Raw genomic sequence first — 14,844 nt, 5'->3', positions numbered from 1 at the left:
ATGCCCCTCATGGCAGGTCCCGCATGCCGATGCCGTTGCGTCCGATCAGCAGGAACAGAAAGACCGGCGCGCCGAACAGCGCCGTAATCACCCCGATCGGCAGTTCCGCGGGTGCCGCAACGGTACGAGCCACGGCATCGGCGATCAGCAGAAGCGCGCCGCCGCCGAGCGCCGAGCCCGGCAGCAGAAACCGGTGCGACGGCCCCATCGCAAGCCGCAGCAGATGCGGCACCACGATCCCGACAAAACCGATCGAGCCGGCGACGGCGACCGTGGAGCCGCAGGCCGCTGCAACCGCGACGATGACGATCCGCTTCAGCCGCTGCACCGGCACGCCCATGTGGAAGGCCGCCGCATCGCCAAGCACAAGCGCATCGAGACCGCGCGCGACGAAGGGGATGATCGCCATCACAAAGACGATGAACGGAAGGATCGACAGCACCCGCCCGTAGGTGGCACCGCCGAGGGAACCGAGGCTCCAGAACGTGATGTCGCGCAACTGCCGGTCATCGGCCATGACGATCAGAAGCCCCATGAAGGCGCCCGACAGGGCACCGATCGCGATGCCGCAAAGGATCAGCGCCGTGGTCGAGGTTCGGCCGTCGCGGGTGGCGATAACATAGAGCATCCAGGTGTTGATCAGGCCGCCGAAAAACGCCATCAGCGGCAGGAACTGGTTTCCAAGCAGCATCGAGACCGGGGCAAGCACCGTGCCGCCGAGTACGATCGCCAAGACCGCCGCAAGGCCTGCACCGGATGTGACGCCAACGATGCCGGGATCGGCAAGCGGATTGCGAAACAGGCCCTGCATCATTGCACCTGAGACAGCGAGCCCCGCGCCGACCAGAAGGCCGAGCGCCGTGCGCGGCAGGCGGACGGCTTCGAGGATGACCCGTTCCTGGGTGGTGAGGCTGTCACCGTTGCCCGTCAGGTAGGCGAAGAGATCGCGAAGGCCGACGCCGGTCGGGCCGACGCCGAGCGAAAGAAGGCAGGCGGCGATCAGGAGCACCACGAGAAGGACGATGACCAGCACGCCCTGCGACGTGCGATCGCCCTCGCCCGTGTTGCGAAACGGCATGGCCAGCGCCTTCATCATCAGTGCATCGCATCCGGATAGAGTTTTTCGGCAAGCGCACGACCGGCCTCAGGCGTGCGCGGACCAAAGCCCAGCAGCAGCAGGCCATCCATCGAGATTAGCGACTTGGACGCGGCGGCCGGCGTCGTCTGCATCGACGGCAGCGCGAACATCTCATCCGGCGTGGTCGAATGGTCGCCGCGTGACATGGAGAGGATCACGTCAGGAGCCGCGGCAATCACCGCCTCGTCGGACAGCGGCTTGTAGCCTTTGATCGAGGGCGCGGCATTGACGCCACCCGCCATTTCGATGATCGCGCCGGCTTCCGTATCGGCACCGCCCGCCATCAGCCGCCCGTTGGCGACGGAGAGAACGAACAGCACCTTCTTCTTTTCGCCGGCAATCTTCACCACATCGTCAGCAAGCGCCTTCAATCCGTCCTCGGTCTTTGCGGCGAGCACGCCCGCCTTGTCGGCAAGGGCGACAGCGGCACCGACGTCACGAATCTTCTGGCCGATCTTGGCCGGATCCGGCGGTGTCGGGATGACCACGACAGGGATCTCGCTGGCCTTGAGGATCTCCAGCACCGGCGGCGGACCGGCCCCCTCCTCCATCAGGATCAGATCCGGCTTCTGGCCGAGAATGCCCTCGGCCGACAGTGCCCTGATATAGCCGACGTCAGGCTTGGAATTTGCGGCGGCAGGATAGGAACTGGTGGAATCTCGCGCTACAATACGGTCCTCGGCGCCCAGATCGTAGAGGATTTCGGTGATCGTGCCGCCGATCGAAACGATGCGCCGGGCGTCCGGATTGCCCGTTTCCGATGCCGTGGCGCTGCTGAATGCGACCGCGGCGGTGACGATGGCAAGCGCGATCAGACGTGTAACGCTTGGTGAGGAAGCCCGGAGAGAGAAAACCATGAGACCCGCCCTTGTGATACCAGAGGGCAAACTCGGTTGCGATGCGATCCGCCCCAGCCGCCCTATAACTTGAGTTGACTAGACAAGTTTTTTCCGGTTTTCAAGACAGGCATCAAGAGATAACTTGAGTGCGAAGTGAAACTTATGTGAGGATTGATTCCATGTACATCGCCATGAACCGTTTCCGCGTCGTGCCGGGCTTCGAGCAAGCGTTTGAAGACATGTGGAAAAGCCGCCAGGGCCGGCTTGCCGAAGTGCCAGGCTATCTCGAGTTTCACATGCTGAAGGGACCGAAGGCCGACGATCACACGCTCTATGCCTCCCACACGCTCTGGGAAACCGTCGAACATTTCCAGGCCTGGACAAAGTCCGAACAGTTCCGTGCAGCCCATGCCAATGCCGGCCAGAACCGCGGCAAGGTCGAATACCTCTCCGGCCCGCAGTTTGAAGGTTTCGAAGTCATCATCAGTGAAGACAAGAACGGCGTCCGCGCCGCCGACGCAGCCTGAGGTCCGCAATGGACACCCACTCGGAGATCGCGCCCGACCGCCGCGAACGCGCGCTCAAAGCCCTCTCAGAAAAGCCCGACGGCGTCGTTGAATCGATTGCAGCAGGCGCCGGTGTGACGGCGGCAGAAATCCTGGCAGTCCTGCCGGAGGGGTCGGCCGTCATTGCCGGCAAGGAACGCTTCGACGAAATCTGGTCGGAGCTGACCACCTGGGGCGTCGTGCTGTTTCTCGTTCACACGGAGGACGTGGTGGCCGAGATCGACGGCATCCTTCCGGCCGGATCGGAAAGCCACGGCTGGTTCAACATCCATGGCGACAGCCCGATCGGTGGCCACATCCGCAAGGACAACTGCGCCTCTATCACCTTCGTCGACCGTGCGTTCCATGGTCGCCGTTCCTGCTCGGTCTGGTTCATGAACCAGAAGGGCGCCGCCATGTTCAAGGTTTTCGTCAAGCGCGACGCTGGCCGTGAACTGATGGCGGATCAGCTGGTGAAATTCGAGGCTTTGCGCGATCGTTACGCGAGCCTGTAAGTGATGTAGGTTCGGATTGGATAATTTCCGAACCTACACGATTTGCGCAGCAGCGCGGATCAGCGGACAACAGGCTCCTTAAAGAGCCGGCACCCATTTCCAGAACACGCCTTCCAATCTTTCCGGGTAATATTTGAACTCGCACTCGAGTTTTCGGCCGTAGGTTTCGGCCTGCGACAACGCCTCGGCACTGACAGGGCTCATGCCCGTCCCTGGCGCAAACCAGTCTTCCAGAAGATCTTCCGGCACATAGATGCCGGTCCTCAGAGGCAACGCCGTTAAGGCAGCATCGAGTTCTGCGGGTATCGTCCGTGGCGCCATTGTTTCATCCCTTCGATCGTTGATTGGAATCGCGCTCGATCTGTGAGCTTTCAGGAGGTTGTCCGTTTACAAGAATGCCCCACTGACACCGTTGCGTCGAGAAGAAATGGCGCCCGCTGTTCCCGCTCGCCCGCTGCCGACGGCATGAGCGCACAGGCAGAATGGTTCAATCTAGCCAAAAGCGCTCTGGACCCTAAGTTGGATAGAGGTGGGTGCAGCGTGTGCTAACCAATGAGGATAATGTCATGAAAATCGTCGCCTTCTCTGCCGGCCTTCTGGGACTTGCCCTGGCGCTCAGCAGTTGCACGACCGCCGGCGCCAGTGGCGGCGGATCTGACATTGCCCCGATCAAGGGGAGCATCACCTATGGCGGCCAGCCGCGTTCGAAGCTGACCAAATCCCCCATCGGCAGCACGTTTCCGCATGAGTTCATCGACCAGTTCGGCGACCGGGTGAGCGAGACCTATGTGATCGAGCCGGACCGCAGCCTGCGCATCATCGATCGGCACGTGATTTCAGAGTCCTTCTCCGACTAGAGGGCGCCCTGCGATCGACTTTCGTCGGGCGAGGCAGATTGACGCGCCTCACGCGCGCCTCTTGTGGGTTGCAGCCGTTGCACTTATTCCGTGTCGGGTAGATCGACATGGCATGATTGGGAGGCAACATGGCAGACGACGGGAACTGGGCGCCGCTTTCGCCTTACGCAACGGGCGTGCGAGGGCGCTGCCCGCGCTGCGGCCAGGGCCATCTCTTCAAGGGCTTTCTGACGATCAGGCCGCGATGCGAAGCGTGCGGGCTTGATTACGCCTTTGCGGATCCCGCAGACGGTCCGGCCTTCTTCGTCATCTGCTTTGCCTGCGTGCCCTCGGTGGCACTCGCAGTGTGGATCGAGACGGTGTTTTCGCCGCCGTTCTGGGTGCATCTTCTCATCTCTCTCCCCTTCCTGCTTCTGACCTGCATCCTGCCGCTGCGACCGCTGAAAGGCTGGCTCGTCGCCAGCCAATATATCTACCGGGCGCGGGAGGGCAGATTGCAAGGAAGCCCGAACGACGTCTGATTCTGGTGCGACCGGGTGGTCTCCGACTGCCGCTCGTCGCGCGAGTACCGGAACAATTTCCCGCGCCAACCATTCGACATGACAAGCAAGGAGCCTGTTATGCCGGAAATGCAAGAGACTGAGACGGAAGCACAGCGGCGGTCGCTGGCGCTTGAGGGCGCAATGCTGCTGATGATCGACGGCCTTGCCGCAAGAGGCACCATTTCGGTGGATGAGGCAGAAGACATGCTTCGCATCCTGTCCACAAGCTCCGACGGATCGGCCCTCCGAGCCAACAATTCCCTGCGCGTCGTCAACCAGCTGAAGCGGTTGCGACGGGGCGATGGCAGTGCAGCACCCGGCGCCTGAGGCGGACTCACATCTGTCGACGCAGAGATCACGTTTTCAGGAACCTTTTTTACGCCTCACCGTTCACCTCCCAACAGCAAAAGGAGACACTATCATGAATAGCATCGTATGGTTGGTAGGCGCAGTCGTCATCGTAATCGCGGTTCTGAACCTCGTTGGATTTGCTTGATTTGATTGCCCTTTTCCACTGAACTTCACGTTCAGGTGGAGAAACAAAAAGGCGCCGGTTCTGATCGAACCGGCGCCTTTTTCGTGTTTGTGACGTCCCGCCTGGGTGGGTCACTGCCCGCCGTCACTTCGGCGAGCAGTGCGATTAGATGAGGGCTCGCCTATTCGGCAGTCAGCAGTGCAAACGGATGATCGGCAAAGGCGAGGTTGACGGCGATGCTGTCCTTGGCCTCGACGTCCTTGCCGGTGGAGAGATCGCGGTAGCGACGGTTGGCGAGCTGTGCAGGCAGCTCCACTTCCGTCTCCGCCCAGCGCTCGCCCCGTGACGGATAGACGTCGCCGTTGAGCGCGCCGAAGACCAGCCGCGGTACGATCACGATCAAGGCTTGATCGCCATCGGTGCGGGCGAAGGCCAGGATGTTTTTAGCCCGGTTTCCGGTCGCCTTGAGCGGCACGTAGTCGCCCTTGCGGAACAGGTCCGGCGCGTCGCGACGCTGGTGCAGCAGACGCTGGATCAGGTGCTGTTTCAGCCGTCCGCTCAACCATCCGTCCTCTGTCGAGGAGTCCGGATTGTCGTTCTCCGCAGGGAGGTCCTGCAGCATGGCGAAATCCGGTTCGCGACGGTTGTCGGGGTCGACAAGGCTGAAATCAAGCGCCTCGCTGCCCTGATAGATGTCAGGCACGCCCGGTGCCGTCAGCTTGACGATCGTCTGGGTCAGGCTGTTGACCAGACCGGCCCGGATGAAGGGCTGGAGCGCCGAGGAGAAGTCCGCCAGGAATTCCTGGTTTTTCGGCGACAGCATGTAACGGGCGTAGTCGAGCACAGCTTTCTCGTAAGCCTCGTTGCTGTCGCCCCAGTTGGTGCGCAGCTTGGCTTCCTTGATCGACTTCTCGACATAGGCAAGGAAACGCTCCTCGAGTGCCTTGAGGCCGCTCTCGTCCTTCGGCTGCAGCGTTGTCGGCCAGACGCCTGCGAGCGCCTGATAGAGCATCCATTCGACTGCAGGCTCCGGTGCCGGGCCATCATCCAGCGAGACGACCTTCGTCGCGTTCATCTTGCGCCAGCGGGCAACGCATTCCGACCAGAGTTCCGGCGCCTCGGTCAGCACGTAGAGACGGGCACGGGCATCTTCGCCGCGCTTGGTGTCGTGCGTGGATGTCCCAGACAGCGCATCCGGCTGGCGCTCTAGCCGGGTTTCCATGTCATGATGGAAACGCTCGACCGAGAAGTCACGCGGCAGCGGTTCGGCGCCGACTTCGTTGAGTGCAAGCGCCATATGCTGACGGAAGAACAGCGTGTCTTCGACGGACTTTGCCATCAGCGGGCCGGTCAGCTGCTGGAAGCGGGTGCGGAAATTCGCCGCATCATGAGAGGCCTTCTCGGACACGTCGTTGCCGAGGATGCGGGTGATCAGATCGAGGCCTGCCTGATCCGGCGCGTTCGGGCCCTGTTTGACCTTGTCGACGACGCTCTTCAGCATCTCGTGGCCTTCCGGCGGCAGACCTGTTTCCGTCCCATAGGTCCGGTAGACCGGGAATGCGACCAGCAGTTCGCGCAGTGCAGACCTCGTGGTCTTCTCGTCCACGCTGATGCCATCCGTGTTGGCGATCGCGACGGCGAGCTTCAGAAGCGTCGTGAACTCGCCCTCGAAATTCTTGTCGGCCATCAGCAGCTTGGCGGCGCGCAGTTCGGCCGTCATGTCGACGGGCTTGCCGACGACGTCGTCATAGGCTTTGCGCAGACCGGCGATCTTTGCACCGTCCACAAGAGCGTCGGACAGCGAGGCGATGAACTCGTAACCCGTCGTGCCTGAGATCGGCCAGTCACTCGGGATGTGCTCACCTTCGCCGAGGATCTTTTCAACGGTGATGTAGCAATCGGGACCAGCTTCCTGGCGCAGAAGCTCGATATAGGCCTTTGGATCGGCGAGACCGTCCACGTGGTCCACGCGCAGACCGTCGACGGCGCCGGAGTGAACCAGTTCGAGGATCAGGCGGTGGGTGTCGTCAAATACCTGTCTGTCTTCGACGCGGACGCCGGCAAGGCCGGTGATCTCGAAGAAGCGGCGGTAGGAGAGATCGCGCGGCGCTTCCCGCCACGACATCAGCCGGTAGGGCTGGCGCTCGTGCAGTTCGACAAGTGATGCCTTGTCGGTAAGTTTGATCACCTCGGTTTCGCGGCCCTGATAGGTTTCCGGCGCGAGCGGATAGTAGCTGTCGTAATAGGCGAAAGCCGGCTTTCCGGTCTTCGGGTCGGGCTTCACCGAGATGTCGCCATTGGAAAGTGCAGTCTCGAACGAGTCGCCGAGGAAAGGCAGCGTCAGCGGGCGCGACCAGTTGATGTCGAAATGCTTTGCAAACCGGCTGTTCTGGCCATTTTCGATAACATCGCGCCACCACGTGTTTTCAAGCGAAGCGGCCATGTGGTTGGGCACGATATCGAGGATCAGGCCAAGACCTGCGTCCTTCAACGTTTTCACCATGCGATCGAAGCCTTCGCGACCACCGATCGAGGGTTCGATCTCGTTGGCGTCGGTCACGTCATAGCCATGGGTTGACTCCGACGTGGCCGTGAAGATCGGCGACGCGTAGAGGTGGCTGATGCCGAGGCGCTTCATGTAAGGCACGAGCTCGCTCGCGCGATCGAAAGTCATGCCGTTGCGGAACTGGATACGGTAGGTAGCTGTCGGGATGGTCACTTGATGTCTCCGGCGGGCGCGAGGCGGACGATGATAGAGTTCTGGGGCAGATCCGGCGTTTCGGACGGCCAGGCAAAGAGCGTCTCACCCGGCAGATCGGGAAGCGGCTGCGCCTTTTCGCCGATGTTGAGCGCAATCGACAACGTGCCTTTCGGGAAAGTCCAGCTAACGGCCAGGAAGCCCTCGTCGGTCTTCAGAACCTTGCCTGAGTTGCCGGTGGCCGTTGCAAGCATCGGCACGATGTGCTGCTGGCGAAGGGAAAGCAGTTCCTTCGTCAGCGCAAGCCACTCCTTGCCGTCGCGGCTATCGTGCTTCTTCCAGTCGAGCTTGGAGGCGTCGAAGGTCGTCTTGGCATTCGGATCGGGGACGACATCGCCCTCGTGGCCGGCATGGCCCTGGAATTCCTTCGCACGGCCCTCGCGCACGGCCTTGGCAAGGTCGCCGTGGAAATCGGTGAAGAACAGGAACGGGTTCGTCTCACCATATTCCTCGCCCATGAACAGAAGCGGGATATGCGGCGAGAACAGAAGCGAGGCGAGCAGAACCTTGGTGCGATCGGCACCGGCAAGCTCGATCAGACGTTCGCCCTCGGCGCGGTTGCCGACCTGGTCGTGGTTCTGAATGAAATCCACAAAAGCGACGGGCGGCTGGCTTGCGCTTTTCACGCCGCGCTTTTCGCCGGCATGCGGCGAGACTTCGCCCTGATAGGCAAACCCTTCTGCCAGAACACGGGCGACGAGCTTTTCCGGCTGCTTGGCGAAATCCTCGTAATAGGCGTGCGTTTCGCCGGTCGCGAAAACATGGACGGCATTGTGAAAGTCGTCGTTCCACTCCGCGGTAAACAGAGGTGCGTTGCCGTCTTCGTCGCGCGGATGCAGGTCTATGATGTTGCGGGCGTCCTCGGTCGTCAGGTGGATCGGCCGGTCGGTAATCTCGGCGCGGATGCGCTCGGCGATCTCGTTCAGCACGTGGCTGTCGGAAATATCCTCGATCTGGTCGATCGCATCGAAGCGAAGACCGTCGAAATTGTATTCATGCAGCCAGTAGAGCGCGGCCTCAACGATGTAGCGGCGGGTCGCATCGACGTCATAGGCGATGGCCGCACCCCACGGTGTCTGACGCTCCTTGTGGAAGAAGTCGGGCGCCAGAAGCGGCAGATAATTGCCCTCGGGGCCGAAATGATTGAGCACGAGGTCAAGCACGATGGAGATGCCATGCGCGTGAGCGGCATCTACGAAGGCTTTGACATCATCTGGTGAGCCATAAGCGGCATGCGGCGCATAAAGAAGAACGCCGTCGTAACCCCAGCCACGGTTGCCGCCGAACTGCGCAATCGGCAGGATCTCGACCATGGTGATGCCGAGTTCGGCGAGATAGGGCAGCTTCTCAATCGCGGCGCGGAACGTGCCGTCAGGGGTGAAGGTGCCGACATGCATCTCGTAAACGACGGTTTCTTCCCAGGGGCGCCCAGTCCACTCCGTTGTCTGCCAGTCGTAGCTGGTCGGATCGATGACAAGCGAAGCGCCATTGACCTCGGACTTCTGGGCACGGGATGCGGGATCGGCGACAACGGTACCATCGGCCAGCACGTAGTTGTATTCCGCGCCTGGTTCGACGCCGGTTGCCAGGATCTCGAACCATCCGTCGTCGCTGCGGCTCATCTCGGCATCCTTGCCGTCGAGACGGAGCACGACCGTTTCCTGGCCCGGAGCCCAGAGACGGAACCTTACCTCGCCAGCAGCGACATATTCCGCTCCCCAGGTTTTCGGAAAGCTTCGGAGTTCGGCGACGGCATTGACGTCCGACATGGGGTCCCTTTCATCAGGTTGAGAGCGACCGGCAAACGAGTGAAAGGCGTGACAGTTCCATCATGGAACAGGCAAACCTTTCACGATCCGTGATTTTCGCAGGCTGATGTTTTTCAGCCTGGAAAGCGCTCAGAGATCGAGCAGCGCATAAGGCCGACCTGTCGGCTTTTCGATATGCGAAGCAACGTTATAGACCGGCGCGCCCCCTGGCGTCCTGCCTTCGTAGCGGCCGCGGTGGGCATGGCCGTGGACAACGGCCTTGACCGGGAAGCGGTCGATCGTTTCGGCCAGACGCGACGAGCCGAGGAAGGGGAAGATTTCCTCCGGTTCGCCTTCCACCGTCTCGCGGATCGGAGCGTAGTGGAGCACGACCATGGCGCGTTCGGAGCGAACCTGACGCAGCGCGTTTTCGAGCCGCATCGTTTCCTCGACGCTTTCGGCCACCATCGCCTTGATCGCCGGCTCGCCGAACGAACCCAGCATGTGACGCCCAAAGCCACCGGCAAAACCCTTGGCTCCGGCGAAACCGACGCCGTTGATTTCGACTGCCTGACCTTCGAGAAGGTGAACGCCGGCGTCCTTCAGGATGTGGGTGACTTCCTCGACGCAGCCACATTCATAATCGTGGTTGCCGAGTACGGCGACCATCGGGATCGAGCATGAGCGCAGATCGGCGGCAAGCAGTTCGGCTTCCTTGACCTTGCCGAGGTCTGTCAGGTCCCCGGTCAGGACCAGAATGTCCGCCTCCTGCGAGATCTCGGCAAACAGGTCCTTGTAGGATTCCGAGCCGTGTTCCTTGACGTGGAGATCGCCCATGGCAGCGATACGCTGCAGGCCCTCAGGCTTCTTGCGATCGCTTTTCTGTTTTTCGGCAGCCTTGTCAGACTTGCTCATACCGGGCCTCCTTCCAAAGTTTTTTCATCGACGCCCGCGCGCAGTTCTCCTTCGCCACCGACGTCGGCAAAACCCCATTCCTTGACGTCGATCTCGAAATCGATGCGGCTGAACATGCGGCCACGGCAGACCTTCATCTGCGGCAGGGGCAGTTCGCGCTGCGCCTTCAGGCGGTCGAGAAGCTCGTCGAGCAGCCAATCAGGAACCTTGTCGCGCTCGGTCGGGTAGATCCAGCGGAAGTTGAGAAGGTGGATCAGCAGCACTTCCCAATGCACTTCCATATGGTTGAGCAGCCGCTCCCAGTCGATCTGGTCATGGGCGCGCAGGATCGTGTGGACGATGTCGCCGCCGTCGTAGCGGTGGCGAAGCTGGACGAAGCATTTCGACCAGATCAACTCCGTCGGGGCGATAATACGGACCTTGTGGCCGTTCATCTCGATCTGTCTGGCATTCTCGAACCAGCTGTCGCTGATGGGCATCGTGCCGTTGGAGGCTGCAAAGATCACATCGAAGAAGTGCTTGCCCTTCTTCACCTTGCCCAGCCAGCGGTCGTCTTCGACCTCGATCTCATATCCCTTCTGCTTGAAGTGCGAGAGGATCCGGGCGTAGTCGCCGGCCTTGCAGAAGATATCGAGATCCTTGGTCTGACGGGTAATGCCGGTATAGGCGCTGAGCGCGAACGTGCCGGCCAGAAGGAACGGGATGTGGCAATCGACCAGATCCTCCAGCGCCACGGCAACGAAGGCCTCCGCATCGGCATCGGCCAGAAACGGTGCCGCCTTGACCTCGAGATCGGGCATTGCCTGGAGCGGATGGGGCGGCGTTTCTCGCGCCGCCGTCGGTGCGGGGGCGAGCCCATGGCGCTTTTCTACATCGGCATTCATCGGTTTTCTCCGAATGTCAGTGGGTAGCGGGAACAGCGCGTTTTCCCGCTGTTTCCCGCCTGAGCGTCAGGCTCAGCCTCACGGCTTTTCCTGGTTGTCCGCATTGGCCATCGGGCTTGGGCGTCCGTCCGGCTGGTCGCCGTCTTCGCGCTGGTCGATGTCTTCAAGATCGGTCTTGACCATGAAACGGTCGATTTCGCCGCGACGCGCGGCTTCGCGCACGGCTGCCGGGTTGGTCGTTTCCATCTGCTCGCTCAATTCGTCACGAACCGGTTCGCGCGCCTTGTCGTCTTCGTGCTTTTCGTTTTCCATCAGGGTCTCCTTTGACGTCGTCAGGCCAGCAATGTGGCGAGCCGGTGGGGAAACCGCCGAGACGCTGCAGAGGTTCCGTGCTGTCGGGAACCGGGACACGGTTTGCCAAGTTTTAAACGGAAACGAAGGAGGACGACATGCCGGCAAAATCAAGTGCGCAGCAAAAGGCAGCAGGCGCTGCGCTTTCCGCAAAGCGCGGCGAGATTAAGAAATCGGAACTGAAGGGTGCTTCCAAAAGCATGGAGAAGTCGATGAGCGAAAAGCAGCTCGACGAACTGGCCTCCACGAAACGCAAGGGAAAGCCGGAACACGCTTCCTGACGCTGGAGCGGCAATGTCTTCTCCTTTTGCACGAATCCGTTACACCTCTGATCCCAGGTGAACGGATAAAGGATGAGCACTGTGACCAAGTCTTACGGATCGATGTCGATTGCCGAGCTTTCGACGCTTTTGCAGCTTGGCAAGGTTGATGCGGTTGAAGTGACCGAATCGGTCCTGTCGGCGATTGAATCCTATTCCGACAAGGCCGTGTTCGTGACGCTACTGCGGGACCGTGCGCTTTCCGAAGCCCAAGCTGCGTCAAAGCGCCTGCGCGAAAATCGCTCGCTCGGCATTCTCGATGGTATCCCGATCGCCTGGAAGGACTTATTCGACATCGAAGGCCTTTCGACCACGGCAGGCTCGAGCGTGATGGCCAAAGATCCGGCGGCGACCAAGGATGCAGCGGTCGTCGATCTCCTGAAACAGGCCGGCATGGTCGCGATCGGCCGCACCAACATGAGCGAATTCGCATTTTCGGGCATCGGCATCAATCCGACCTACGGCACGCCGGAAAATCCGCGCTCGACAGACATGCCCCGCGTGCCGGGCGGATCCTCGTCAGGTGCTGGCGTGGCCGTTGCAGCGGGCCTCGTGCCGGTTGCCATGGGAACCGACACGGGTGGCTCGGTCCGCATCCCGGCTGCCTTCAACGGCGTCGTCGGCTACAAGGCGACCCGTGGCCGATATGCCATGGACGGCGTCTTCCCGCTGGCGAGAAGCCTCGATTCGCTGGGACCGCTTTGCAATACCGTACAGGACGCCGTGTGGATCGACGCGGCAATGCGGGGTCTCGGCACACCGCTGACACCGCGAAAGCCCACGCAGCCGCTCGATATCGTCATCCCCACCAATGGCGTGTTCGACGGCGCCGAGCCGGGTGTGGTCGAGGCGTTCGAGGCAGCGATCGAGAGGCTGGCAGCAGGCGGTGCCCGCATCACCCGCCTCGCCTTCCCGTCCTTCGACGAACTGCCGCAACTGATGGCGAAATACGGACCGATGGTGACCGCGGAAGCCTTTGCGCTCCATCGAGAACGACTGGCGGGTGCGGATGCTGGCGGAATGGACCCGCGCGTCGTTGCCCGCACCAGGCTTGGCGAAAAGACCACGACCGCCGACTATCTCGCAATCATCGATGCTCGCGCCCGGATGACGGCAGAGACCGAGGCCCTGATCGCCGGTCGCCTCGTCGCCTTCCCCTCCGTCGCCCATGTGGCACCAGCCATTGCGCCATTGAAGGCCGACGACGAGGCGTTTTTCGCGGCCAACGGCAGGACGCTCCGCAATACCGGCTACGGCAATTTCCTCGACTGGTGCGGCGTGTCGATCCCCTGCGGAACCGGCGAAGCCGGCATGCCGGTCGGATTCCTCCTGTCGGCGGTCGCTCACGACGACGAGAAGCTTCTGACCGCTGCCATGGGCCTGGAAGAGGTGATCCGGGGCTGACCCCGGATCATTGTTTCGCAGGCCTCAGAACCCTTCGAGCACGATCTTGCCGCGGGCCTTGCCGCTTTCCAGCGTGGCATGCGCCTTCTTCAGGTTTTCCGCATTGATCGGGCTCATCACGTCGGTGACGGTGGTGCGGATCCGGCCGGCATCGATCAGTGCGGCGACTTCGTTCAGAAGCTCTCCCTGCTCGTCCATGTCGGCCGTTTCATAGATCGACCGGGTGAACATCAGCTCCCAATGCACGGAAAGAGCCTTGCGCTTGAAACCGGTGATATCGAAGGTTTCCGGATCGTCGATCAGCCCGAACCGACCCTGCGGCGCGATCAGTTCGATGATCTCCTTCGTATGACGTGGCGTTTCGGTCGTCGAGAAAACGAAACCGGGCGCGCCGATCCCGAGCGCCTTCACCTGTTCGGCGATCGGCTTGGAATGATCGATCACGTGATGGGCGCCCAGTTCCTTGACCCAGGCCTGGGTTTCCGGCCGTGACGCCGTCGCAATCACGGTGAGGTCGGTCAGCGCCCGGACAAGCTGGATGGCGATCGATCCGACACCGCCGGCACCACCGATGATGACGATCGCATTGGCTGCACCCGCAACCGGCTTTTCGATATCGAGCCGGTCGAACAGCATTTCCCAGGCGGTAATCGCCGTCAGCGGCAGGGCGGCCGCCTGAGCATTCGAGATCGACTTCGGCTTGTGGCCGACGATCCGCTCATCGACCAGATGAAACTCGCTGTTGGCGCCCTGCCGGATCAGCGAACCCGAATAGAACACTTCGTCGCCCGGCTTGAAGGCGAACACGTCATCGCCGACTTCGACCACCTCGCCCGCCACATCCCAGCCCAGCACCTTCCACTGGCCGTCTTCAGCCGAGACGTTCTTGCGGATCTTGTAATCGACCGGATTGACCGAAATCGCTTTCACCGCAACGAGAATATCCCGCCCCGTCGCCTTTGGCCGGTCCAGTTCGACATTTTCAAGCGCGTCGTCCCGATCAAGCGATCCGGCAGTTCTGTAGGCTATGGCTTTCATGGCGTTCTCCTTTGCTTGCAGAATTGATGTAGGCTTCATATGGCGCTATAATCATCCAAAGCCAATACGCACAAAAACAGCCTATAGTGTCAAAAAGGATACCGTGATGGCCAAGGCCCACCATACCAGGTTCGACTGCAGCCCCGGCTGCTCGGTGGAAGCGGCGATCGGCCTGATCGACGGCAAGTGGAAGTCCGTCATCCTGTTTCATCTGTTGGACGGCACGCTGCGCTTCAACGAAATCCGCCGCCAGATTCCCGCCGTGACCCAGCGCATGCTGACCAACCAGCTACGCGAGCTGGAGGCGGACGGGTTGATCACTCGCAAGGTCTATGCCCAGGTGCCGCCCAAGGTGGAATACAGCCTCTCGCCGCTCGGCCTCACCATCAAACCGATCCTGACCGCGTTAAAGGCCTGGGGCGACGAGAATATCGGGCTCTACGGCAAGCCGAAACAGACCGCGACCGATGTGCAGGCGGCGTCGATTCCGGCCTGAAAGAGGGCCTGACCTGCTC

Annotated in this window: 17 protein-coding genes; 8 read left to right on the top strand and 9 right to left on the bottom strand. The window is 61.4% G+C overall.

The features are described from left to right. Positions 1 to 7 precede the first annotated feature (7 nt). Positions 8 to 1,096, bottom strand: coding sequence for an iron ABC transporter permease (locus ASG19_RS08155; RefSeq protein ID WP_082476258.1), 1,089 nt, complete (start codon positions 1,094 to 1,096; stop codon positions 8 to 10). Further along, positions 1,096 to 1,995: an ABC transporter substrate-binding protein gene (locus ASG19_RS08150; RefSeq protein WP_062455142.1), complete on the bottom strand. Its 900-nt coding sequence runs from the start codon at positions 1,993 to 1,995 to the stop codon at positions 1,096 to 1,098. The genes ASG19_RS08155 and ASG19_RS08150 overlap by 1 nt, the downstream gene beginning before the upstream one ends. Positions 1,996 to 2,156: 161 nt before the next feature. On the opposite strand from ASG19_RS08150, the gene ASG19_RS08145 reads away from it, so the two are divergent. Then, positions 2,157 to 2,504, top strand: a complete 348-nt coding sequence (locus tag ASG19_RS08145; protein WP_062455140.1) for an antibiotic biosynthesis monooxygenase — start codon at positions 2,157 to 2,159, stop codon at positions 2,502 to 2,504. Positions 2,505 to 2,512: 8 nt separating this feature from the next. Continuing rightward, a complete protein-coding gene (gene hutX, locus ASG19_RS08140) occupies positions 2,513 to 3,037 on the top strand; it encodes a heme utilization cystosolic carrier protein HutX (RefSeq protein ID WP_062455138.1) in 525 nt (174 codons plus the stop codon). A 78-nt stretch (positions 3,038 to 3,115) separates the two neighbouring features. Here hutX and ASG19_RS08135 read toward each other — a convergent pair whose 3' ends face one another. Beyond that, positions 3,116 to 3,358, bottom strand: coding sequence for a hypothetical protein (locus tag ASG19_RS08135; protein ID WP_062455136.1), 243 nt, complete (start codon positions 3,356 to 3,358; stop codon positions 3,116 to 3,118). Positions 3,359 to 3,603: 245 nt separating this feature from the next. On the opposite strand from ASG19_RS08135, the gene ASG19_RS08130 reads away from it, so the two are divergent. The 3 genes from ASG19_RS08130 (at position 3,604) to ASG19_RS08120 (ending at position 4,763) form a co-directional block, all read left to right on the top strand. Continuing rightward, positions 3,604 to 3,894, top strand: coding sequence for a hypothetical protein (locus ASG19_RS08130; RefSeq protein ID WP_062455134.1), 291 nt, complete (start codon positions 3,604 to 3,606; stop codon positions 3,892 to 3,894). 128 nt (positions 3,895 to 4,022) lie between these two features. Beyond that, complete coding sequence (locus ASG19_RS08125; RefSeq protein WP_062455132.1) at positions 4,023 to 4,415, top strand: DUF983 domain-containing protein; 393 nt, start codon at positions 4,023 to 4,025, stop codon at positions 4,413 to 4,415. A 99-nt stretch (positions 4,416 to 4,514) separates the two neighbouring features. After that, a complete protein-coding gene (locus tag ASG19_RS08120; RefSeq protein WP_139283784.1) occupies positions 4,515 to 4,763 on the top strand; it encodes a hypothetical protein in 249 nt (82 codons plus the stop codon). Positions 4,764 to 5,092: 329 nt separating this feature from the next. Here the strand turns inward: ASG19_RS08120 and treY are convergent, their stop codons facing one another. From treY to ASG19_RS08095, 5 genes are all read right to left on the bottom strand, one after another. Then, positions 5,093 to 7,630, bottom strand: a complete 2,538-nt coding sequence (gene treY, locus ASG19_RS08115; protein WP_062455129.1) for a malto-oligosyltrehalose synthase — start codon at positions 7,628 to 7,630, stop codon at positions 5,093 to 5,095. Continuing rightward, entirely contained in the window at positions 7,627 to 9,438 is a 1,812-nt protein-coding gene (gene treZ / locus ASG19_RS08110; RefSeq protein WP_062455127.1) for a malto-oligosyltrehalose trehalohydrolase, read from the bottom strand. The genes treY and treZ overlap by 4 nt, the downstream gene beginning before the upstream one ends. Positions 9,439 to 9,567: 129 nt before the next feature. Continuing rightward, positions 9,568 to 10,254 carry a metallophosphoesterase gene (locus tag ASG19_RS08105; protein ID WP_062457815.1) on the bottom strand — a complete coding sequence of 229 codons (687 nt, stop codon included), beginning with the start codon at positions 10,252 to 10,254 and terminating at the stop codon, positions 9,568 to 9,570. Positions 10,255 to 10,328: 74 nt separating this feature from the next. Further along, on the bottom strand, positions 10,329 to 11,132 hold the full coding sequence (locus ASG19_RS08100; RefSeq protein ID WP_062457812.1) for a nucleotidyltransferase family protein: 804 nt from the start codon (positions 11,130 to 11,132) through the stop codon (positions 10,329 to 10,331). Positions 11,133 to 11,294: 162 nt separating this feature from the next. Continuing rightward, complete coding sequence (locus ASG19_RS08095; protein WP_062455125.1) at positions 11,295 to 11,528, bottom strand: hypothetical protein; 234 nt, start codon at positions 11,526 to 11,528, stop codon at positions 11,295 to 11,297. Positions 11,529 to 11,665: 137 nt separating this feature from the next. Here ASG19_RS08095 and ASG19_RS08090 point away from each other — a divergent pair, with 137 nt between their 5' ends. Further along, complete coding sequence (locus tag ASG19_RS08090) at positions 11,666 to 11,848, top strand: DUF3008 family protein (protein ID WP_062455123.1); 183 nt, start codon at positions 11,666 to 11,668, stop codon at positions 11,846 to 11,848. A gap of 81 nt (positions 11,849 to 11,929) precedes the next feature. After that, a complete protein-coding gene (locus tag ASG19_RS08085; RefSeq protein ID WP_062457809.1) occupies positions 11,930 to 13,291 on the top strand; it encodes an amidase in 1,362 nt (453 codons plus the stop codon). Between the two features lie 24 nt (positions 13,292 to 13,315). Here ASG19_RS08085 and ASG19_RS08080 read toward each other — a convergent pair whose 3' ends face one another. Then, positions 13,316 to 14,329, bottom strand: a complete 1,014-nt coding sequence (locus ASG19_RS08080) for a zinc-binding alcohol dehydrogenase family protein (protein WP_062455121.1) — start codon at positions 14,327 to 14,329, stop codon at positions 13,316 to 13,318. Positions 14,330 to 14,435: 106 nt separating this feature from the next. Here ASG19_RS08080 and ASG19_RS08075 point away from each other — a divergent pair, with 106 nt between their 5' ends. After that, positions 14,436 to 14,825, top strand: a complete 390-nt coding sequence (locus tag ASG19_RS08075; RefSeq protein WP_062455119.1) for a helix-turn-helix domain-containing protein — start codon at positions 14,436 to 14,438, stop codon at positions 14,823 to 14,825. Positions 14,826 to 14,844: the final 19 nt, after the last annotated feature.

This window comes from Rhizobium sp. Leaf306 (genome assembly GCF_001423425.1).
Lineage (GTDB): Bacteria > Pseudomonadota > Alphaproteobacteria > Rhizobiales > Rhizobiaceae > Neorhizobium > Neorhizobium soli.
The sequence above is the reverse complement of the archived record's forward strand: the minus strand, read 5'-3'. Positions and strand labels throughout refer to the sequence as shown.